The sequence below is a fragment of the Sphingomonas sp. R1 genome (genome assembly GCF_025960285.1).
Lineage (GTDB): Bacteria > Pseudomonadota > Alphaproteobacteria > Sphingomonadales > Sphingomonadaceae > Sphingomonas.
Window position 1 is genome coordinate 1,548,678 of sequence record NZ_CP110111.1, and the last position, 20,714, is coordinate 1,569,391.

The 20,714-nt window shown below is 67.4% G+C and carries 20 protein-coding genes; 12 read left to right on the forward strand and 8 right to left on the reverse strand.

What is annotated here, in order from left to right:
* Positions 1 to 197: 197 nt before the first annotated feature.
* The 6 genes from fliF to OIM94_RS07520 all read left to right on the forward strand — a co-directional run bounded on the left by fliF (position 198) and on the right by OIM94_RS07520 (position 8,029).
* Positions 198 to 1,802 carry a flagellar basal-body MS-ring/collar protein FliF gene (fliF, locus tag OIM94_RS07495; RefSeq protein ID WP_264609445.1) on the forward strand — a complete coding sequence of 535 codons (1,605 nt, stop codon included), beginning with the start codon at positions 198 to 200 and terminating at the stop codon, positions 1,800 to 1,802.
* Positions 1,803 to 1,813: 11 nt separating this feature from the next.
* Positions 1,814 to 2,173, forward strand: a complete 360-nt coding sequence (fliN, locus tag OIM94_RS07500) for a flagellar motor switch protein FliN (RefSeq protein WP_264609446.1) — start codon at positions 1,814 to 1,816, stop codon at positions 2,171 to 2,173.
* Positions 2,173 to 3,504, forward strand: coding sequence for a sigma-54-dependent transcriptional regulator (locus OIM94_RS07505; protein WP_264609447.1), 1,332 nt, complete (start codon positions 2,173 to 2,175; stop codon positions 3,502 to 3,504). Before fliN ends, OIM94_RS07505 begins: the two co-directional genes overlap by 1 nt.
* 26 nt (positions 3,505 to 3,530) lie before the next feature.
* On the forward strand, positions 3,531 to 5,612 hold the full coding sequence (gene flhA / locus OIM94_RS07510; RefSeq protein WP_264609448.1) for a flagellar biosynthesis protein FlhA: 2,082 nt from the start codon (positions 3,531 to 3,533) through the stop codon (positions 5,610 to 5,612).
* 77 nt (positions 5,613 to 5,689) lie between these two features.
* On the forward strand, positions 5,690 to 7,354 hold the full coding sequence (locus OIM94_RS07515) for a flagellar hook-length control protein FliK (protein ID WP_264609449.1): 1,665 nt from the start codon (positions 5,690 to 5,692) through the stop codon (positions 7,352 to 7,354).
* 9 nt (positions 7,355 to 7,363) lie between these two features.
* On the forward strand, positions 7,364 to 8,029 hold the full coding sequence (locus OIM94_RS07520) for a flagellar hook assembly protein FlgD (protein WP_264609450.1): 666 nt from the start codon (positions 7,364 to 7,366) through the stop codon (positions 8,027 to 8,029).
* A gap of 549 nt (positions 8,030 to 8,578) precedes the next feature.
* Here OIM94_RS07520 and OIM94_RS07525 read toward each other — a convergent pair.
* The 6 genes from OIM94_RS07525 to OIM94_RS07550 form a co-directional block, all read right to left on the reverse strand.
* Positions 8,579 to 8,980, reverse strand: coding sequence for a hypothetical protein (locus OIM94_RS07525; protein ID WP_264609451.1), 402 nt, complete (start codon positions 8,978 to 8,980; stop codon positions 8,579 to 8,581).
* 140 nt (positions 8,981 to 9,120) lie between these two features.
* Positions 9,121 to 9,975 carry a flagellin gene (locus tag OIM94_RS07530; protein ID WP_264609452.1) on the reverse strand — a complete coding sequence of 285 codons (855 nt, stop codon included), beginning with the start codon at positions 9,973 to 9,975 and terminating at the stop codon, positions 9,121 to 9,123.
* 238 nt (positions 9,976 to 10,213) lie between these two features.
* Positions 10,214 to 10,963 carry a flagellar basal body L-ring protein FlgH gene (flgH, locus tag OIM94_RS07535; protein ID WP_264609453.1) on the reverse strand — a complete coding sequence of 250 codons (750 nt, stop codon included), beginning with the start codon at positions 10,961 to 10,963 and terminating at the stop codon, positions 10,214 to 10,216.
* 12 nt (positions 10,964 to 10,975) lie between these two features.
* A complete protein-coding gene (gene flgA, locus OIM94_RS07540) occupies positions 10,976 to 11,404 on the reverse strand; it encodes a flagellar basal body P-ring formation chaperone FlgA (protein WP_264609454.1) in 429 nt (142 codons plus the stop codon).
* A complete protein-coding gene (gene flgG, locus OIM94_RS07545) occupies positions 11,404 to 12,186 on the reverse strand; it encodes a flagellar basal-body rod protein FlgG (RefSeq protein ID WP_264609455.1) in 783 nt (260 codons plus the stop codon). The genes flgA and flgG overlap by 1 nt, the downstream gene beginning before the upstream one ends.
* A gap of 22 nt (positions 12,187 to 12,208) precedes the next feature.
* Positions 12,209 to 12,949 (reverse strand): flagellar hook-basal body protein, encoded by a 741-nt coding sequence (locus OIM94_RS07550; RefSeq protein ID WP_264609456.1) that lies wholly within the window; start codon positions 12,947 to 12,949, stop codon positions 12,209 to 12,211.
* Between the two features lie 117 nt (positions 12,950 to 13,066).
* Here OIM94_RS07550 and OIM94_RS07555 point away from each other — a divergent pair, with 117 nt between their 5' ends.
* The 4 genes from OIM94_RS07555 to OIM94_RS07570 are packed head-to-tail and all read left to right on the forward strand — an operon-like array spanning position 13,067 to position 15,613.
* Positions 13,067 to 13,633 (forward strand): flagellar basal body-associated FliL family protein, encoded by a 567-nt coding sequence (locus tag OIM94_RS07555; RefSeq protein WP_264609457.1) that lies wholly within the window; start codon positions 13,067 to 13,069, stop codon positions 13,631 to 13,633.
* Positions 13,630 to 14,649 (forward strand): flagellar motor switch protein FliM, encoded by a 1,020-nt coding sequence (gene fliM / locus OIM94_RS07560; RefSeq protein WP_264609458.1) that lies wholly within the window; start codon positions 13,630 to 13,632, stop codon positions 14,647 to 14,649. Before OIM94_RS07555 ends, fliM begins: the two co-directional genes overlap by 4 nt.
* Positions 14,646 to 15,053, forward strand: coding sequence for a DUF6468 domain-containing protein (locus OIM94_RS07565; protein WP_264609459.1), 408 nt, complete (start codon positions 14,646 to 14,648; stop codon positions 15,051 to 15,053). The genes fliM and OIM94_RS07565 overlap by 4 nt, the downstream gene beginning before the upstream one ends.
* Entirely contained in the window at positions 15,053 to 15,613 is a 561-nt protein-coding gene (locus OIM94_RS07570) for a MotE family protein (RefSeq protein ID WP_264609460.1), read from the forward strand. The genes OIM94_RS07565 and OIM94_RS07570 overlap by 1 nt, the downstream gene beginning before the upstream one ends.
* Before the next feature lie 116 nt (positions 15,614 to 15,729).
* Here the strand turns inward: OIM94_RS07570 and OIM94_RS07575 are convergent, their stop codons facing one another.
* A complete protein-coding gene (locus tag OIM94_RS07575; RefSeq protein WP_264609461.1) occupies positions 15,730 to 16,146 on the reverse strand; it encodes a hypothetical protein in 417 nt (138 codons plus the stop codon).
* An 87-nt stretch (positions 16,147 to 16,233) separates the two neighbouring features.
* Here OIM94_RS07575 and OIM94_RS07580 point away from each other — a divergent pair, with 87 nt between their 5' ends.
* Positions 16,234 to 16,452, forward strand: a complete 219-nt coding sequence (locus OIM94_RS07580) for a hypothetical protein (RefSeq protein ID WP_264609462.1) — start codon at positions 16,234 to 16,236, stop codon at positions 16,450 to 16,452.
* The gene (locus OIM94_RS07585) at positions 16,452 to 18,269 is read left to right on the forward strand and encodes a hypothetical protein (protein ID WP_264609463.1); all 1,818 of its coding nucleotides are present in this window, start codon (positions 16,452 to 16,454) and stop codon (positions 18,267 to 18,269) included. Before OIM94_RS07580 ends, OIM94_RS07585 begins: the two co-directional genes overlap by 1 nt.
* Here the strand turns inward: OIM94_RS07585 and OIM94_RS07590 are convergent.
* Positions 18,259 to 20,430 carry a TonB-dependent receptor gene (locus OIM94_RS07590; protein ID WP_264609464.1) on the reverse strand — a complete coding sequence of 724 codons (2,172 nt, stop codon included), beginning with the start codon at positions 20,428 to 20,430 and terminating at the stop codon, positions 18,259 to 18,261. The genes OIM94_RS07585 and OIM94_RS07590 overlap by 11 nt on opposite strands.
* Positions 20,431 to 20,714 lie beyond the last annotated feature (284 nt).

Sequence of the window (20,714 nt, forward strand, 5' to 3'; positions counted from 1 at the left end):
ATTTTCTGTCCCCTGGCTCGACGCTGGCGCGCAAACGGCCCTCGACCCGATTGGTTCACCCGGCACGCAAGGCACCAGCTTCTCGTGCGTTGCTAGGCAAAAAATTCCCACCCGGCAGAAACTGCCGTCCCACCCCCTTTCTATAAAGCTAACAACAAGGGGCATTCCGCGCCCCGTAGCTAGTGCATGGGGCTGCTTTGGAAGCGATCAAGAATCTGGTGACGCAACTCGGCACCAAGCGGCTCGCGATGATGGGCGGTGTGGCGTTCGCGCTGCTCGCGGCGCTGACCGTGGTGGCGATGAGCAGCTCCAAGTCGAACATGGGCTATCTCTACACCGATCTCGATCCCGCCGCGGCGTCGACGATCACCGAGAAGCTGAAGGCGCAGAACGTTCCCTACACGCTTTCCGCCGACGGCACCGCGATCATGGCGCCCGAGGACAAGCTCGCCCAGCTGCGCATGAGCATGGCCAGCGAGAAGCTCGGCGGCAAGATCGGCTATGAGGTGCTGGACGAGGAGCAGCCCTTCGGCGTTTCCGCCAGCCGCGCCAAGATGAACGAGACGCGCGCGATTGAAGGCGAACTCGCCAAGTCGATCCAAACCATCCAGAATGTAAGCGCCGCCCGCGTGCACATCGTGATGCCGGAGCGCGCGATGTTCGCCACCGAGAGCCGCAAGGCGACCGCCGCGGTGACGGTGAAGACCAAGGGGCATATGGGATCGGAGCAGATCGCCTCGATCCGCTACCTCGTCTCGTCTTCCGTGCCCGAGCTTTCGCCTGACGCCGTCTCGGTCGTCGACCAGACCGGCGCGCTGCTCGCCCGCGCGGGCGACCCAGATACCGCCGGCGCTGCCGATGCCGACGAGCGCCAGCAGGCGGTCGAGGGCAAGCTGCGCGACGAGATCGAGGCGCTGCTCCAGCCGATCGTCGGCGAAGGCAAGGTCCGCGCCGAGGTTTCCGCTCAGATCGACCGTGACCAGACCCGCGAGGAATCGAACGTGTTCGATCCCGACAAGCAGGTCGTCGCGCGCCAGGTCAGCGTCGAGACCGGTGACCAGAACAAGGAAAGCGACGCAGGTCCGCAGACCACCTCGGTCGCCAACCAGCTGCCCGATGCCAAGGCCAATCCCGCCGCCCCCGGCAGCTCGCGCCAGTCGGCCAGCAACCAGACCTCCGAGGACACGACCTACTCGAACAGCTCGACCCGCACCGTCACCGTCCGGGCGCCCGGAAAGGTCACCCGCCTCACCATCGCGGTGATGGTCGATGGCGGCCCGAAAGGACTGCCGGCCGACCAGATCCAGCGCCTGCAGCGCCTGGTCGAGAATGCCGCCGGCATCGATACCCAGCGCGGCGACAGCGTGGTGGTGGAGAGCATGCCCTTCTCGGCCGTGCCGGTGGAGGAGACCAAGGAAAGCATCTTCGCCAAGCTGCCGATGGACAAGATCTGGACCTTCCTCCAGCTCGCCCTGATCGCCGGTGTCGGCCTGCTCGCGCTGCGCATGCTCAAGCCCAAGCCCGAGCCGCTGCCGATCGAGCCCGAGGTGACGATGCTGGAAGCCCAGCAACAGTCGGAAGAGATGCGCCAGCTGACCGCGCGCGCTGCCGATGGGGATCCCGAAGCCCTTCAGCAGCTCGAGCAGATGACCGCCGGCGACACGCCGCTGCTCGATCAGGAAATCGCCCTCGCCCAGGTGGATGGGCGGATCAAGCTCTCCGCGCTCAAGCGGATCGGCTCGGCCATCGCCGCGAGCCCGCCTGAGGCGGCCTCGGTGATCCGCCAGTGGATGAACGCATAGGATTTTTGCAGATGAACATCGATCCCCACGACATCATCCCGTCGGACGGCCCCGAGCCCCAGCCGGCCCCCGCCCCCGATTTCGAGGACTTCGAGCTTCCCGGCAGCACGCCTGATCCCCATGCCGCCGCGGCGGGCCTGGAAGCGGTGCACGACGTGCCGGTAAAGGTGCAGGCCGTGCTCGGCCGCGCGCGGATGCCGATCGGCGACCTTCTGGCGCTCAGCTCGGGCACCGTGCTCGAACTGGATCGCCGGGTCGGCGAACCGGTCGATATCTTCGTCAACGACCGGCTGATCGCCCGCGGCGAAGTCGTCCTGATCGACAATGCGCTGGGCGTCACGCTCACCGAAATCGTGCGGCCCGATCGCTGATGAACAGTGCAATCCGCATGCTGCTGATCGGCGCACCCGGCAGCGAATTCCGTCTTGCGGCCGAGCTGGCGCGCAGCGCCGGCGCCGAAGTGGCGATGGCCGATACGCCGGGCGACGGCCTGATCCAGCTGCGCCAGGGCGGCGCCGATCTGGTGATGATCGACGTCGAAGGCGACATCGCCGGCTTCATGGCGAGCATCCGCAGCGAGCGCTTCACCATCGCGGTGCTTGCCTGCGGCATCGACGCTCCGGCCGAGCGCGCCGTCGCGGCGATCCGCGCCGGTGCCCGGGACTATGTGCCCCTCCCCCCGCAGCGCGAGTTGATCGCCGCCGCCATCGCTTCGGTGGTGGAGCGCAAGGCCCCGGCCTGGATCGGCGGCCACCCCGCGCTTGCCCGCGCGCTCTCGCTCGCCGCCGGTGTTGCGCCGAGCGGCGCGCCGGTGCTGATCACCGGCGAGAAGGGCAGCGGCAAGGAAATGATGGCGCGCGCGGTGCACGATGCCTCCGGCCGGCCGCAGCCGATGCTGGTCGCCGAATGCGCCGGCGTCGCGCCCGACGTGCTGGAATCGGAGCTGTTCGGCCATGAGGCCGGCGCGTTTCCCGGCGCCGTCGCCCGCCGCATCGGCCGACTGGAAAAGGCCGGCCACGGCACGGTGCTGCTCCGCGAGGTGGGCATGCTGTCGCCTGCGCTGCAGGCCAAGCTGCACGACGTGCTGCAGAAGCAGCAATTCCGCCGGCTCGCCGGCAACGATATCATTCCGTTCCACGCGCGACTGATCGCCACGTCGAGCCTCAATCTCGACGCGCTGGTCGACAGCGGCACCTTCCGCGCCGACCTGCTGGTGCGGCTTGGCCTGGTCCGCGTCGAAGTGCCGCCCCTGCGCGCCCGTGGGGAGGACATCCTCGCCCTCGCACGTTACTTCGCCAAGCGCCATGCCGAAGTCGACGGCGTGCCCGCGCGCGCCTTTACCGACGAGGCGCTGGCGCTGCTCCAGCGCTACAGCTGGCCCGGCAACATCCGCGAGCTCGACGAGACGGTCCACCGCGCCATCCTGCTCGGCCGCGGCGCGGCGATCACCCCGGGCGATCTGGTGCGCGCCGACGGCACGCCGCTCGCCGACCTGAATGCCGATGCCAACGCGCTCGACATCAACAGCCTGGTCGGCCGCACGGTGGAGGAAGTGGAACGCGAGCTGATCCTTCAGACGCTGGAGCGCTGCCACGGCAACCGCACCTCGGCGTCCAACATCCTCGGCATCTCGGTGCGGACGATGCGCAACAAGCTCCGCAGCTTCATCGAGGCGGGCATCGCCGTCTCGCCTGCGCCCTGATCCTTCCAGCGACCCGGTAACCGCTTATGCCCCCCGTTGTCCTGAACCTGTTCCAACGCATCGGCGCCAATCGCGACATGGCGCTGGCCGGTGGCGTGATCGCGATCATCGCGATGCTGATCCTGCCGATGCCGGGCTGGCTGCTCGACATGGGGCTGGCCCTGTCCATCACCCTGTCGGTGATGATCCTGATGACGGCGCTGTTCATCGAGAAGCCGCTGGAACTCAGCGCCTTCCCGACGATCCTGCTGATCGCGACGATGCTGCGGCTCGGCCTCAACCTGGCCTCCACGCGCCTCATCCTCGGCCACGGCCATGAGGGACATGACGCGGCCGGCGGCGTGATCGGGGCCTTTGGCGAGTTCCTGATGGGCGGCGAGACCGTGATCGGCCTCACCATCTTCATCATCCTTGTCGTCATCAACTTCGTCGTCATCACCAAGGGCGCAGGCCGCATCGCCGAAGTCGCCGCACGCTTCAGTCTCGATTCCATGCCCGGCAAGCAGATGGCGATCGACGCCGATCTTTCGGCCGGCATGATCAACGAGGAACAGGCCAAGGCCCGCCGCGCCGAAGTGGAGGCCGAAAGCGGCTTCTACGGCGCGATGGACGGTGCCTCGAAGTTCGTGAAGGGCGATGCGATCGCCGGCCTGCTGATCACCGCGATCAACATCGTCGTCGGCCTGGGCATCGGCGTGATCTCGCACGGCGTGCCGGTGGCCGAGGCGTTCCGCACCTATACCGTGCTTACCGCCGGCGACGGCCTGGTCAGCCAGATCCCGGCGCTGATCGTCTCGACCGCCGCCGGTCTGCTCGTCTCCAAGGGCGGCGTGGCGGGCAAGACCGGCGCGGCGCTCGGCGACCAGCTCGGCCGCTATCCCAAGGCCTTCGGGATGGTCGCCTTCCTGATGGGTGCGCTGGCGCTGATGCCGGGCCTGCCCTTCATCCCCTTCGCCGCCTTCTCGGCCCTGTCGGGCTATGCGGCCTGGGAGATGTCGAAGCGCGCCCGTGCGAAGGAGGCCAAGGCGCGTCTCGCCGCCGCGCAGGAAGTGGCCCAGTCCCAGGCGATCGAGCAGCCGATCTCGCAGACGCTGGCGATCGACGCGGTGCGTGTCGAGATCGGCTACGCGCTGCTGCCGATGATCAACGACGACACCCGCGAACCGCGGCTCGACGATCAGGTCCGCGCGCTGCGCCGCCAGATGGCGACCGAGTTCGGCTTCGTGCTGCCCTCGGTGCGGATCATCGACAATATGGGCCTGAAGCCCAACGAATATGTCATCTCGATCAAGGAGACCGAGGCGGCGCGCGGCGACATCCGGCTCGAGAAGCTGCTGCTGATCAATCCGGGTGGCGGTCCCGTCGGCCTGCCGGGCGAAGTGACCAAGGAGCCGGTGTTCGGCCTTCCTGCCCTGTGGATCGACCGCGAGCTGCGCGACGAAGCCGGTTTCCGCGGGCTGACCGTGGTCGACTGCGGCACCATCATCGCAACCCACCTGACCGAGCTGGTGAAGGACAACATCTCCGACCTGCTTTCCTACACCGAGACGCAGAAGCTGCTGACCGAGGTCCACAAGGAGTCGGAAAAGCTGGTGGCGGACATCATCCCGTCCAAGGTCTCGATCTCGGGCGTGCAGCGGATCCTCCAGAACCTGCTCGCCGAGGGAATCTCGATCCGCGACATCCCGACGATCCTCGAGGGCATCGCCGAATCCGCGCCGCACAGCAGCAACCTCACCTACATCACCGAGCATGTCCGCAGCCGCCTCGCCCGCCAGATCAGCGCCTCGCAGGCGCGCGGCGACGCCATTCCGGTGGTGACGCTCTCGGCGGACTGGGACCAGGCGTTCGCTGACAGCATCCTCGGCACCGGCGACGATCGCCAGCTGGCGATGGCCCCGTCCGCGCTGCAGCAGTTCATCGGCGCGGTGCGCGAGACCTACGACCGGCTGGCGCAGGACGGCGAGATCCCCTGCCTGCTCACCAGCCCGTCGATCCGGCCGTTCGTGCGCTCGATCATCGAGCGGGTACGCCCGGCGACGGTGGTCCTGTCGCAGAACGAGATTCACGCCCGCGCCCGCATCCGCGCGCTCGGGGTAATTGGCTGATCGTACCCGCGGGTGGAACGATCCCTCTATAATGGTCTGGAAGGGCTGCATTTCAGCCCTGCGCATGAGGCGACTGCATGAACGTCACGAACATCGGCTTCCCCTTCGCCGCTCCCGCTTCGCAGGGAGGCGCCGCCGATGCCATGGCGGGTACGGGGTTTGCCGGTCTTCTGGCTGCCGGATCGAGCAGCGGCATGCTGACCGCGGCCGGGATGCCATCCCCATTCGGCGCCGCATCGCCAAGCCTGCCGGCGGCTGCCCAAACGGGCGAAGGACTGCTTCCCGCCACGATCGACAGCGGCAGCGTCAATGCATCGCTTCCGGGGAATCGTCCGCAGGTCGCGATGGCACAGTTGCTTGCCACCGCGGCGCCCGTCGCGGGGACGGCGCCCGTGGTTGCAGGCGGCGGCAATCCGCTGGCCGATGCGGTGGCCAAGGCGCTGGCTAAGCCGGTACCGAGCGAGGCCGGAACCGACACGGTCCCCGCCGACCTTCCGGCGCCGCAGCCCACGGCACCGGAGGCCGTGCCCGTAGCGACGCCAGGGATGGAACCGGAAGTCGCCGTCGAGGCGGATCCGACGGTCGCAGCATCAAGTGGAACCGCGATCCCGACGGACCAAAAATCCGTGACCGGCAAGGACGCGAAAACCGTTCCCGCGCGCGCTGTTCAGGCGCCCGCGGGCGGCACGCCGCAGCCGAAGGTCCAGCAGGGCCAGCAGGACCAGCCCGACCTTGCCGTCGCGCTCGCTACGCCGGAGGTACAGACACCGCTGGAGCAGCCTACGCTGCCGCGAAGCGCGAGCCCGACCCGGTCCGCCGCCAAGCAGGATCGCGCCGTCGCGGCAGCCGCTGCCGATCTCACGCTGCCCGTGGATGCGGCCGCATTGGGCCAGACAGGCGCACCCATGCCGCCGCTCGCCGTGCCGCAAGCGCCTGTCGAGGCGGCCGCGTCGGACCTGCCCGCGCCGGAGACTCCCGCCAGGACGAGCAAGGCAGCCACCTCCGTCTCCCCGCGCAGCGCCCGCATCGACGCTATCGTCGGTAGCGACGGCACCATTGCTGCCGGCACCACGGAAAAGACCGGCGACCTTGCGCGCGCCGTCGCCGGCAAGGCCGGGGGCGGCAGTGCCGAAGGCCATGCCAAGGGAGAGGACGGGCAGCCCGGCTTCGCCCAGCAACTCGCATCGGCCGAGACGCGCCCTGCGGCAGTGACGCCGCTCGCGACCGGCGCCGTCAGCGCCCCGTCGACGGCGGCGCCAGCCACCGCTGCACCCGCCAAGGCGTCGCCCGCGGCTTCCGAACCGGTGCTCAACGCCCATCCCGGCGAACTCGGCCGAACGCTCGGCGTCGAGATTGCCCGCAAGGTCGATGCCGGGGAGGACATGCTGCGCGTTCGCCTCAACCCGGCCGAGCTCGGCCGCGTCGAGGTGACGCTGGCCTTTGACGATAAGGGCAACATGCAGGCGACGATGCGGGCGGAAAGCCAGCACACGCTGGACCTGCTGCGCCAGGATGCGCCGGATCTCGGCCGCGCCCTCGACCAGGCAGGCATCCGCGCCGACACCAGCAGCTTCCGCTTCGAAAGCCGTGACGGCGGCACCGGCAGCAACGCAGGGGGCCAGTCCGCCTTCCAGCAGCAGCAGTCGCGCGGCGGCAATCAGCAGTTTCAGGACGAACCCGATCTCCCGTCCGCGGCCTATCGCCCCGTCCGCAGCGACGGGCAGGTCGACCTCATCGCCTAGGAGTAGCGCATGACCCTCGTTTCTTCCGCCACCGCGTCGACCAGCACGACGCAGAGCGCAACCGATGCCGCCAGCACGTCCCTGGCGGGCGATTACAACATGTTCCTGAAGCTGCTGACCACGCAGTTGCAGAACCAGGACCCGACCAACCCGATGGACAGCAGCCAGTACACACAGCAGCTGGTCCAGTATTCGCAGGTCGAGCAGTCGATCAAGCAGAACACCACGCTGAACTCGATCCTGTCGAGCCTCAACATGAGCTCGCTGACGTCGAGCTCGTCGATGATCGGGCAAGCGGTGCAGCTTGATTCCGACAAGGCAGGCCTCAGCACGACCGCGCCGGCGCAATGGGACTGGACCGCCAACAGCGCGATCACCGGCCTCACCGCGACGATCCTCGATGCGAAGGGGAGCAAGGTCGACAGCTTCGATCTGAAGGTAAGCGGAACGTCCGGCAATTTCAGCTGGGATGGCACCACCAGCACCGGCAAGAAGCTCACCGACGGCCTCTACCAGCTGCAGCTGAGCGGAACGACCGACGCAGGTGCGAAGATCACCACCACCGCCAAGGCGGTCGGCAAGGTCGACGATGTTCAGATGATCAATGGTTCGCCCGTGGTATCTATCAACGGCGCCCAATATCCGACGAGCATGATTTTGCGCATCGCGAAATAAGACCGTTAAATCCTACTAACGATCTAGAGGGATCCCTTAGGTACAAATCCTGTAGTCGCAAGAATCGGGATTTGTTTCTCTTCCAACCGAATTTGCGATATAACGAAAACAGGAGCAGCGAGGACGTTCCGATCCCCTCACGATCCTCATGCTCCCCAATCTGCCGGGCCCCCCCGCCTGGCACAGCGGCAGGCCAGTTCCCCCCAACTGGCCTGCCGCTCGCATTTCAGGATGCCCGCGCTTTCCGGGCGCCAGTCGGCACCATAGCCCTGCCGGACCAAGGCATAGCGCAACGGCCGAACCAACGCAGCGACGCACCCCTGGCCCGCATCCCCTCTCGCAAGCAAGGCTCGGCCGCGGCGACAGGCGTCACCAAGCCGGCAGCAGCCCGCACACACCCGCGCATCCCGCCAGGGGCAACACCCCTCCCCCTTGCCGATCCCTGCCAAGGCAGTGCCGCATAGGCCGCAGCGCCCCATTGGCGGCGCACGGCCGCGCGGGCACCCACCGCAATGGCAGTGATATCGGCGATGTCGGTCGTTTTGCGTCTTAGTGGACGCGTGCCTCGGCGCGGCGGGTCAGCTCGCGGGCATGCGCGGCGACGATGCAGAGCTCGGCGTAGAGACGGTCCCAGAAGGGCGCTGCGATCTCCAGATCGGCCATGCTCTCCTGGCTCAGGATCAGCGTGGCGCTGGGATCCAGCTCGAGCTGAAAGCGGGTGCTGAACATGCCGTCGACACGCTCGTCCGGCAGGCCCTGCGGCACCGAGAGGCGCGCCGACATGATATAGCCGGCCAGCACGTCGACGCCGTATCCGTCCAGCAAGATGCGCGGGCGGCCGTTCAGATCGGGACGTTCCAGCACCACCAGCGCGCCTGCAGGATGCTCCTCGACGCTGACGCGAAGGCGCCCGCCAAAGGCATCGGTAATTTCACGAATGCGCGGAAACAATGCCGGCTCTCCCCTTTCCGTCCATTATAGCGACGGTACCCATAGCCTGCCGCCCCCGTGCAGGCAAAAAAAGAGGGCCGGGATGGCGAACCATCCCGACCCCTTCAAGCCTTTGGCCCCCAGGGTTGGGCCTTGGGCTCTTAACGGAACAGCGAGGTGATGGTCTGCGGCGCCTGGTTGGCGATCGACAGAGCCTGCACACCGAGCTGCTGCTTGACCTGCAGCGCCTGCAGCTTCGCGGATTCCTTCGCCAGATCGGCGTCGACAAGGTTGCCGATGCCGCTGTCGATCACGTCCGAGAGCTTGCTGGTGAAGGCCTGCTGAGCATCGATCTTGCGCGACGCGGCGCCGAGGCGGCCGAGAACGGCGGTCAGGTTGCTCTGCGTGGTGGTGATCGTGTCGATCATCGACTGCGCGGTCGACTGGGTGCTGATCGTCGCGGAGGACGAGATCGTGATGGTCGAGCCACCGAGATCCAGACCCTGGTTCGAAACCGAGAGCGAGTCCGGGTTCCAAGCCGTGGTCGCGGTGTTCGAGTCCTGCAGCGACTGCAGGGCCGTCACCGAACCACCACCGGTCTTCAGCAGGTTGGTGCCGTTGAAGTTCGCCGCGTTCACGATCGTGGTGATCTGATCGCGCAGAGCGACGAAATCGTTGTTCAGCTGCGTGCGGCTGTCCGTGGTCTGGCCAGCGTCCGCAGCCTGATAGGCCTTCGCCTTCATCTGGTTGACGATGTCGGAGATCTGCTCGGCACCGGCGACGGCGACGTCAGTCACGCTCTTGGCGCGGCTGAGCGACGACGACACCGACTTCAGGCCGCCCAGATCGCTGCGCAGGCCCTGGGCGATCGTGTAGGTCGCCGAGTCATCCTTCGTCGACGAAACCGCCAGGCCGGTGTTGATGCGGCTCTGGGTGGTCGACAGATCCTTCTGGGTGGCATTCAGGCTCTGCAGAGCCGCCATCGCGCCGACGTTGGTGTTAACGGAGAAAGCCATGGTGATTTCCTTCTTGGAATAGAGCCGCTTCTGCGACCCGGGGCGGAACCGCCGCCCCTCGACCGGGCGCTTGCTGCGCCCTGCACGATCATTGTGGGAAGAAAATCAGAGCCGCCAAAATTTTCCGTGCAAATTTTGATGGTTACCAGAAGCTTAAGATAAATAACCGGTAAATGCGAAAAGGGCCCGCCGTGACGAACGGCGAGCCCCTTGCAGTCTTTGTCCCGTGCCGCGGCGCTCAGAACGGGAAGAGCGCGTCGTAGATCTGTTGCCCCCAGCGCGCTTGCTGGGCATCGGTGAGCTGGCCCTTGCCGCCATAGATGACACGCGCCTCGGCGATCTGGCTGTGCTGGATCGAATTGTCGCGGGCAATGTCTTCCGGCCGGATGATGCCGGTGACGATCAGCTCGCGCATCTCGAAGTTGACCCGCACTTCCTGGCGGCCGCGGATCATCAGATTGCCGTTGGGCAGCACCTGGGTGACGATCGCGGCCATCGTCATGTTGATCGTCTCCGATCGGTTGGTGGTGCCGCCGCCGGTATATTTTGAACCCGAGCTGGTATCGACCAGCTTCGACGGATCGCTGTTGGTCAGCTTTCTGATCGGCGTCTGCAAGCCGAGCAGCCCGGCGACGCCGGCGCTTTCGCTGCCGCCGCGCGTGCGCGAGGTGTTGTTGCCGATATCGGCCTTGTCCGCGATCGCGATCTTGATCGTCAGGATGTCGCCCACCCGGCCCGCGCGCTGGTCGCGGAAAAAGGCGCCGGCGCCGGTGCGGAACAGCGATGCGCTGGGCGCATTGACGGGCTGGGCCGGCCGCGTCCGGTTCGAGCGATCGAGCGGCGCCGCCAGCGACGGTTCGACATCGGGTGCCTCCACCGGGTCGATCGCGGTGAGCTTGGGCGCCTTGCCAACGGCCTTGAGCCGTCCGACCGCGCCGCAACCCGACAGCGTGGCGGCAAGCGCCACGGCAAGAATAACCTTACGCATATACCTTGTCCCTCAGGGAGTGGAGATCCGCACCGTGCCCGATCCGTCGACGATGCCGTCGAGCGTGCGGTTGGTGGCGGTGACGACGATCCGCACCGGATCGCCCTGGGCGCCGCCGCCGAGCGCCCGGCCCGCGGCGGTGATGACCATGGGGCCGGAGACGATCTTCGCGGTAACCGGCTCGCCGCGCTTTACCAGCTGCGGCTTGGTCACATCGCCGCGGCGAAGCAGCGTGCCGGGGCTCAATGCCCGCGACGCCTCCATCCCCACGGCCTCTTCCGGGCGGAGCGCGCCGCGCGCGCTCGCCTCGGGGCGGGTTTCGATCGAAAGGTCGCCCATCTCGATCCGCGTGCCGCGCGCGACCGGCTGCTGGACCACCGCCACCGGCACGTCCTCGGCAGGCACCGCCACGCGCAGCAACAGGGCCAGCAGCGCGGACATCAGCGCAGCTGGCTGGTCGTCGCCAGCATCTCGTCGGCCGTCTTCACGACCCGGCTGTTCATCTCATAGGCGCGCTGCGCCGTGATCAACGAGGTGATTTCCGAGACGGGATTGACGTTCGAGGCCTCGATGAAGCCCTGGGTCAGCGTGCCCATGCCGGTGTCGCCCGGCGAGGCGACGGTCGGCTGGCCCGACGCGGCGGTTTCCAGGAACAGGTTGCCGCCCTTCGCTTCCAGGCCGCTCTCGTTCATGAAGGTGGCGAGCTGGAGCTGGCCGAGCTGCTGCGGCTGCGTGTTGCCGGCGACCGTCACTTCGACGAGCCCGGTCTTCGAGATCGTCACGTCCAGCGCGCCCTGCGGAATGGTGACGCCCGGCTGCACCGGATAGCCGTCCTGCGTCACCAGCTCGCCCTGGTCGGAGATCTGGAACGAGCCGTCGCGGGTGTAGGCGGTGCTGCCGTCCGGCATCGTCACCTGGAAATAGCCCTTGCCCTGGATCGCCATGTCATAGGGATTGCCGGTCTGGGTCAGCGCGCCCTGCTCGTTGATGCGATAGACGCCGCCGGTCTTCACGCCCGAGCCGATCTGGATGCCGGCGGGCACCTTGGTGTCGGCGCCGGTCGACGAACCGGGGCGCGAGACCTGCTGGTAGAGCAGGTCCTGGAACTCGGCGCGCTGCTTCTTGTACGCGGTCGTGTTCATGTTGGCGATGTTGTTCGAGATCACGTCGACATTGGTCTGCTGGGCCAGCATGCCGGTCGCGGCGATGGAAAGCGTACGCATGGTTGGGTTTCCTTCGTGAAATTCAGCCGACGCGGCCGAGCTTGTCGATCGCGCTCTTGCGCATTTCGGACATGGAATTCGAAAGGCTCTGGCTGGTCTGGTAGGCGCGCAGGATCTGGATCATGTCGGTCGTCTCGGTGATCGCGTTGACGTTCGATCCCTCGACACCGCCGCTGACCAGCTTGGTCTGTGCCGCCGGCAGCTCGCGACCGCCGGTGGCGGTGAACATGCCGTTGCCGCGCGGATCGACTACCGCCTCGTCATTGAACACGGTCACTGCGATACGGCCGAGCGGACCATTCTCGCCCATCACCGTGCCATCGGCGTGCACGCTTACCTTGCCCGCTTCCTCGGCCGGCACCTTGATCGGCTTGCCGCCCTCTCCCAGGATCACCTGGCCGCCGGCGGTGGCGAGCTCGCCGCTCTCCAGCACCTTCACATAGCCCGCGCGCGTATAGGCAGTGGTGCCGTCGCCGGACTGCACCGCGAGATAGCCCGGGCCGTCGATCATCACGTCGAGCGGATTACCGGTCGGCTGGAACGCGCCGTTCGAGGCATCGTGCACCGCGCCATAGTCCAGCACGAACGATGTCTTCTCGGCGGGCTTCACCGCGCTTTCGGTGTTCTCCACATATTCACGGAACACCGGCTGCTCGCGCTTGAATCCCACCGTGTTCATGTTGGCGAGGTTGTTCGCCACCACGTCCATTCGGCGCCGGAGCGCCTGCTCCTGGCTGAGGAGCACATAGGAAGAGATGTCCACCGGACCGTCCTTCGAAAAATGGTCACTAGGCAGAAATTGCCGGGTGACGCTTCTATAATAGACGGAAATCGGACGTGCGGACGCCGCGGCCGATATTTCGGAAGGTCCAGGGAATCTATGTCGGCCGAGATCGTCGAAGATAAGGGTACGCCGGACGCCCCGGCGCCCAACAAGAAGAAGAAGCTGATCATCATCGGCGCCGCCACCGCCGCTGCCCTGGCGCTGGGCGGCGGCGGCGCGGCCTTCTTCCTGGGCGGCAAGAGCACCGCCAAGACCGAGGCGCACGGCGAAGAGACCGCCGCTGCCGAGGAAGGGCATGGCGAGGGCGAAGCCAAGAGCGAGGGAGAAGGCGGCGGCGAAGGCGGCCATGGCGGCGGCGAGGGGAAATTCGTCGACGTGCCCACGGTGTCGGTCAATCTGCGCTCGCCCGACGGATCGGCCAAGTTCCTGAAGTTGCACCTGATGCTGGTGCCCGGCCCCAAGACCACCGATGTCGCCCTCAAGGACAAGTTGCCGATGGTGCTCGACGCCTATCAGCCCTTCCTGCGCGAGCTGCGCCCGGAGGATCTCGGCGGCTCCGCGGCAGTGTTCCGACTGAAGGAGGAGCTGATGGTCCGCGCCACCCGCGTGCTCGGCCCGGGCATGGTCAAGGAAGTCCTCATTCAGGACCTGATCCAGCAATGATCGACCTAGACGATTTCGACCTGCCGGATCCCCCCGCCGCACCGCTCGGCGGCGATATCGGCAATTTCGATCAGGCGGACATCGACGCGCTGTTCGGCGGCGGCGAGCCGGTCCTGAAGAAGAAGGGCCTGCGCGCCGTTCTGGAATCGAAGGTCATCAGCCATGAACGGCTGCCGATGCTGGAAGTGGTGTGCGACCGCGTGGTCCGGACCTTCGCCAGCTCGATGCGCAACATGACCTCGGACGCAATCGACGTGAGCCTGGAGGAAGTCACCTCCGCCCGCTTCGGCGAGTTCATGAACCGCGTGCTGCTGCCGGCGATGGTCGGCGTCTTCAAGGTCACCGAATGGGAAAGCTACGGGCTGATCACCGTGGAATCCGGCCTGATCTATTCGGTGGTCGACGCGCTGCTCGGCGGGCGCGGTAGCAATTCGCCGACGATGATCGACGGCCGCGCCTTCACGCCGATCGAGACCTCGCTCGTCTCGCGCGTGCTGGAAACCGCGCTGCGGGACTTCGCCGACGCGTTCGCGCCGATCGAGGAGGTCAACATGAAGCTCGAGCGCATCGAGACCAACCCGCGCTTCGCCGCGATCGCCGCCACCTCGAACATCTGCGCCATCGCCACCTTCCGCGTGGACATGGACGGCCGCGGCGGCTGCTTCACCATGGTGTTCCCCTACGCCACGCTGGAGCCGGTGCGCCACAAGCTGCTCCAGCGCTTCATGGGCGAAAAGAGCGGCCGCGACAGCATCTGGGAAGCACATATGGCCTCCGAGATCCGCAAGACCAACGTGACCGTCAACGTGCTGCTCGGCGAGAAGGCCGTGCCGCTGGCCGAGCTGGAGGAACTGCAGGTCGGCCAGACCATCGCCTTCGACAAGAGCCCGGACGACGCACTCGACATGGCGTGCGGCGATATCAAGCTCGCCCAGGCCCAGATCGGCCAGCGCAGCGGCCGCGTCGCCGTGCGCCTGGTCAACGACGTTTCCCGCACAAGGAAGAAAGTATCATGAGTATCGCGCTTTTCGCCAATGTGCTGACGATCATCCTGTGCGTCGCCGTGCTCGTGCAGAGCATGCGGATGATGCGCAGCCTGCGCGCCGTGAAGGACGGCGCCCTTACCGATGTGGTGAAGGCACTCGATCATGCCACGGTGCAGGCACGCAGCGTCCTTTCCGACATGAAGCAGACGCTGGGCACGGATTGCGCGCGCCACGCGCGGCTGGTGGAGCAGGCCCGCGACCTGCGCGACGAACTGTCCGACATGATCGGCATCGCCGACTCCGCTTGCGAACGCATCGTATCGGCGGTGAGCCTGGCCAACGCGCTGCGCGTCGCCAGCGAGGAAGCGGCGGCCGAGGGCGAGGACGCGGAAACGCCGGCGAACGAGACCGCCGCCACGCGCGAGGCCGCGTAATGGCGCGCCCCTCCCTGCTGCTGCTGATGGCAGCGGCCTCGGCGATCGCGGCGGTCGCCAATGCGGCAAGCATCGCCACCGCCGACCAGGACGGCGCCACCAAGACGCGGCTGGGCAACTCGATCGAGCGCGACCTGAGCGCGCGCGACCAGGAAGCCGCCAAGCGCCAGCGCGCGCTCGACCTGCGCGAGCAGGCCGCCAAGGCCGCCGAGCAGCGGCTCGCGGCGGGCGTGGAAGCGCAGAAGGATGCAGCAGCGGGAACGCCGGGGGCCCCTGGCGGCCCCTCGCCGGCCGAAGCGCAGTTCGACGAGCTCGCCCGCATCTACCAGGCGATGAAGCCCGCCAAGGCCGCGGCGGTGTTCGAGCAGCTCGACATGGAAGTGCAGATGAAGGTGGCACAGCGCATGCGCCCCGCCTCCACCGCCGCGATCCTGGCGGCGATGTCGCCCAAGGGCGCGGCGTCGCTCAGCATGGCGCTGGCCCGCAAGAGCGCGGCCAAGCCCGCGGCGGCGGCACCGGCGTTGGCTGGCCCGGCGGGCGCGACGCGCAAGCCGGGCTGACCGCCCGACGGTCGTGCGGATACAACAACACCGTCGTCCCCGTGGAGGGACCGACGGTGTTGTTGTCTGTAGAGGCGGTTCCTGCCGCGCGCCCTGGGGCGCAGATGCCGCGACCCTCAGTTCTGCGAGGCGCCGACTTCCACGATCAGCACCCGGCCGATTTCGGGCGACGCCGTCTTGAGCGCGGCCGTGAGCGTCTTGTCGAGATCGGCGGCGTTCACCGCGCGCAGTGCCGAGGCATCGAGCCGGGCAAATTCCACGCCCCCGGCGATCGCCGCCATCCGCAGCGTCGGCATCGCCGCCGCCAGCTTCTCGGCAGCCGCGGCATCGTGGGCCTCGAGCACCAGCTTGAAATTCAGCGTGCCGGCGACCCGATCCGAATCGACGATCGGCACCGCGATCGAGTCCATCGTGACGAGATGCACGCCGTCCCCGCCGCCACCGCCGCCGGAGGCGAAGGCCTGTCCCGCGGGCAGCGGCGACAGTGCCGCCGCTACCAGCCCGAGCATCGCCGACATTCGCTTGCCGCGCACCGAATTTCTCCTGTTATCGCATGGTTCGGGCCGCCCGGCGGCCACGCACGTCCTATAAATAAGGGGTAAGCACTTAACGGAATCCAAATGAGCCACGATCAACGCCCCGCCCGGATGCGCGTCGTCGCCGATGCCGGCGCCGCCCGCGGCAACGCCGTCGACACCAAGACGGAGCAGAATGCCAAGCCCGGCGCACCGGATGCTGCCGCATCGGGCGGTCTGCCGATCGTGCCTGCGCTGGTCTTCGTCATTTCCTGCATGCTGGGCGGCGCCGCCGTCACCTATTTCGTCGCGGGGGCGCATTGATGCGTCGCCTGCTGATCGTCGCGCTGCTCGCCAGCACCGCCGCTGCGCCCCCCAGCGATCCTGCGCATGCGCCCGCCGAGCATGGCCCTGCCGCGGCCGAGCACAGTGCGGAAACCGCGACAGCCCCCGCCCCGGCCGCGGAAGGCCGGGTCGAGCTGCCGCCCTTCGCCGCGGTGCTCGCGCAGATGCCGACGATCACCGACAGCCATGGCTGGCCAGCGCTGACCGAGGAAGAGGCCTGGGACGCCATCGTCCGCGCCACGCCGGAGCAGCGCCAGCTCGCGCGCTGGAACTATGCCGGATCGTTGATCCATCGCGGCATGGGTGCCGAAGCGCTGAGCGTGCTCGAGACGATGGTCTCGGACGACGAGGATCTGGCGCTCGCCGCACCGTTCCAGCTGGCGACCGGCGCCGCGATGGTGACGATCGGCCATTACAAGGATGCCGTGCAGGCGTTGTCGCTGCCCGAACTCGAGCAGAATGCCGAAGCCTGCGCGTGGCGTGTCCGCGCGCTTGCCGGCACGGGCGACACCGCCGCTGCCGGCCGCCAGATCAATTGCGCGGTGCCGGCGATCAACGGCCGCACCCCGCAGGAGCGCAAGCCCTTCACCCTCGCCGCCGCCCGCGGCGCGATCGCCTTGGGGCAGGGCAAGCCGGTGATCGCCTGGCTCAAGCTGTTCGGCGAGCAGGACGCACAGGCCAATCTGTTGCGCGGCAAGGCACTGCTTGCCTCGGGCGACCCGGCCGAGGGACTGTTCCGCCTGTCCCGCGCCGAGCTGAGCGGCACCCCCGACGTGCAGGCCGAGGCCAAGCTTGCCCGCATCGAAGGGGAGCTGAAGCTGCACCGCATCGATCCCAAGGAAGGGATCAAGCAACTCGAGGCGCTGCGCTATGGCTGGCGCGGCGACCTGGTCGAGCAAGGCGCGCTGCGGCTGGAATATCAGCTGGCGCAGGCCGAAAACGATCACCGATCGGCGCTGCGCAGCGCCGCCACGCTGTTCCGCTATTTCCGTCCGGACAATGATTCCGCCGCCATGCTCAAGCAGATCCAAGGCTGGCTGGCCGAAATGCTGGCGCCCGACAGCGGCACGCCGCTGCCCGAGGCGGCGGGGCTATACTGGGATTACAAGGAGCTCGCGCCCGCCGGAGCGGAAGGGGACGCGCTGGCCTTGCGCCTCGCCGCACGGCTGGAAGATGCCGGGCTCTATCCGCGCGCGGCGGAGCTGCTGCAATATCAGCTGATTCAGCGCCGGCAGGACGTGGCACAGGGCCCGCTATCGGTGAAGGTCGCGACGCTGTTCATCCTTTCCGGCGATCCGGTGAAGGCGCTCGATACGCTGCGCGCCTCCGAACAACCGAGCTATTCGGACGCGATGCGCTTCGATCGCAAGCGGATCGAGGCGGTGGCGCTGTACAAGCTTGGCCGCGAGGCTGCGGCGATGGCCGCGCTGGACGGCGTGCCGGGCGGCGCGGGCGTACGCAGCGAGATTCACTGGCGCACGCGCAATTGGGGATCCTTCGTCACCGAGAACGAAGCGACCCTGCCCGCCCCCGGCGCGCTCACCCCGCCGGCCCAGGCAATCGTGCTGCGCCAGGCGGTAGCGCTGGCGATGCTCAACCAGGAAGCCAAGCTGCAGGCACTGCGCACCCGCTATGCCTCGGCCTTCAAGCCGTTGCCGAGCGCCCAGGCCTTCGATCTGCTCACCCAGCCCGCCCAGGCGATCGACCCCGCCCGGATCAGCAAGGCGATGGCGGCGATCCCCGCCGCCAGCCCGACCGGGATGATCGGCGACCTGCTGGACGTGACTACAGGCTGAAACGCAGCGTCGCGCGCAGGTCACGGCCTGCGAGCGGCGCGTAATCCTTCAGATAGCTGCTGGCGCGGCGGGCATCGACGTCGAACAGGTTGTTCGCCGACAGGGTCAGCGTCGTGCCCGGCATGGCCGGGAACGGCTTGAGGCTCAGCGTCGCGTTGACCATCGTGTAGGGCGCGGTACGCGTCTCGAATGCGGCAGTGCGGTTCTGGACGAACACATGCTCCGCCTCCAGCCGGCCGGTAACCCGGTCCGACTGCGCCTCGATCCCGCCGAGCACGCGCGGGGCGGGGATGCGCGGCGCCGGCCCCTGATCGACGATGTTGGCGCGGACATAATCGCCCAGGGCATCGAGATTGATCGTGGTACCGCCCAGTTGCGCCAGCCGGACCGAGCCCTCGGCCTCGAAGCCATAATAGCGCGCATCGCGCTGGGTGAACTGGAAGCAGGGCAGGTCCACCGTCCGCCCGCTCGGCGCGGCAGCCGCGGCGCAGACCGCAGGATCGGTCTCGGCATCGCTGATATAATTGGAGAACCAGTTGTAATAGGCCGAGGCATCGAAACTGTACCCGTCGCCATGCGCGTGCAGCGTCGCTTCCAGGCCCCAGCTCTTCTCCAGCCGGAAGCCCGGGTTGCCTAGCTCATAGGCCTCGGTGCCGGCATGGGCGCCGTTGGCGAACAGCTCCTCGGCCGAGGGGGCACGCTCCGTATGCGAGAGGTTCAGACCGATCCGTACGTCACGGCTCACGCCATAGGAAGCGCCGACCGAGCCCGACAGCGCCTCGAAATGCCGCGATCCGTTGAAGAAGCGCAGATCGCCCTGCACGGGATCGGCGGACAGATCGGTGAACTCGTAGCGCAGCCCCGCCTCCGCCTTGAGCGCGCCCATGTCGAGCTGCTGCAGCGTGAACAGGCCGATTTGTTCGGTCTTGTTCTTGGGCAGGAAGGCTTCGTCGCCCACCACGTCGAAATCGCGGGCGAAATACTGCACGCCGCTCGCCCCCTTCCAGACGCCGCGATCGGCCTGGACGAGCTCGAGCCGGCCCTCCAGCCCCTTGTTGTAGAAGGCCGTGCCCACGCCGCCATCGGGCTCAAGTTCGAAATGGCGATACGCCGCATAGCCGGCGCGCAGGCGCAGCTTCTGCAGGATACCGCCGCCGGTATCGGCCTCGGCGCGCAGGTCGATCCGGTTCTGCACCACGCTCAGTCGCGGCGCCTCCTGCTCCTGGCCCGCCTCGGTCGCAAAGCGGATCGGCACGCCGTAGAGGCTGTCATAATGGCTATAGGCGATACCGAGCGTGCCGGTATCGGTGACGATCGCCGCCCCCGCCCCGGCCGTCCAGGTCTTGGCGGCGGTGTTGGGCAGGCGGTTACGCACTGCGGCGTTGGCGGCGAAGTCGATCGGATCCTCCGCAGCCGGGTCGGCCGGGAGCGCCGCGCTGGCCAACGCTTCACGACGCTTGGCCGCCGTCAGCGCATAGCCGCCGATCTTGAGGTCGTCCGACTTGGAATAGGCGCCATCCGCATGCAGGACCAGGTGGCTGCCCACCGCTACGTCCCCCGCCCCGCCAACCGAACGCTCGTTGGCCGCGGAGCCATAGGTGGCGATGCTGCTCAGCCGATAGCCCTTCTCCGGCACGGTGCGTGGGATGCGGCTGTCGATCACATTGACGACGCCGCCCATTGCCGATGATCCGAACAGCAGCGCCGACGGTCCGCGAAGCACCTCGACGCGCTCGGCCAGCAGCGGGTCGATGATCACCGCATGATCGGCCGAGGTGTTGGACACATCGATGGACCCGATACCGTCGGTCAGGATACGGACGCGCTCGCCCTGGAAGCCGCGCAGGATCGGCCGCGACGCGCTCGGGCCGAACGAGCTGGCGGACACGCCCGGCTGGCGGGCCAGCGTCTCGCCGATGGTCGGGCGGAGGCTGCGGGTCAATTCCTCGCCGGTGACGACGGAGGTGCCGGAGAGCACGTCAGTCTCACTCTGCCGATAGGGGGCCGATACGATGATGTTCGCGCCCTGCTGCGCCTGCGCCGGATCGCTCTTCGCCTGCGCCGGCGCGTCGCTCGCCAGGACAACTCGATCGGGATCGGCCCAGGCGGACACGGGCAGCAGAGCAAGCGAGCAGGAGGCGAGGAGTACGCGACGCGACATCAGGTTTCCGCTTTCTGAAGGGAAGATGGCGCGAGGATGTACCGGGTATGTTATATGGTATCAACAATTTTTTGCTGCGCCGCCAAAGAGATCGGCGCGGGGATGCCGAGGAGGGATACCAAGTCGCAAGATGGGGGTCGAAGGGTCCTTCTCTTATCTGAGTGAGGCGAAAATAGCGTTCTTTATCTGCGTCGTTGCAGCACAACGTTACAGAAAGTGGTCCGGGGAGCCGGAATGGATTTCCCGCGTTCATCCCCAGCGGCACAATGCAGGTTCAGGCCTGC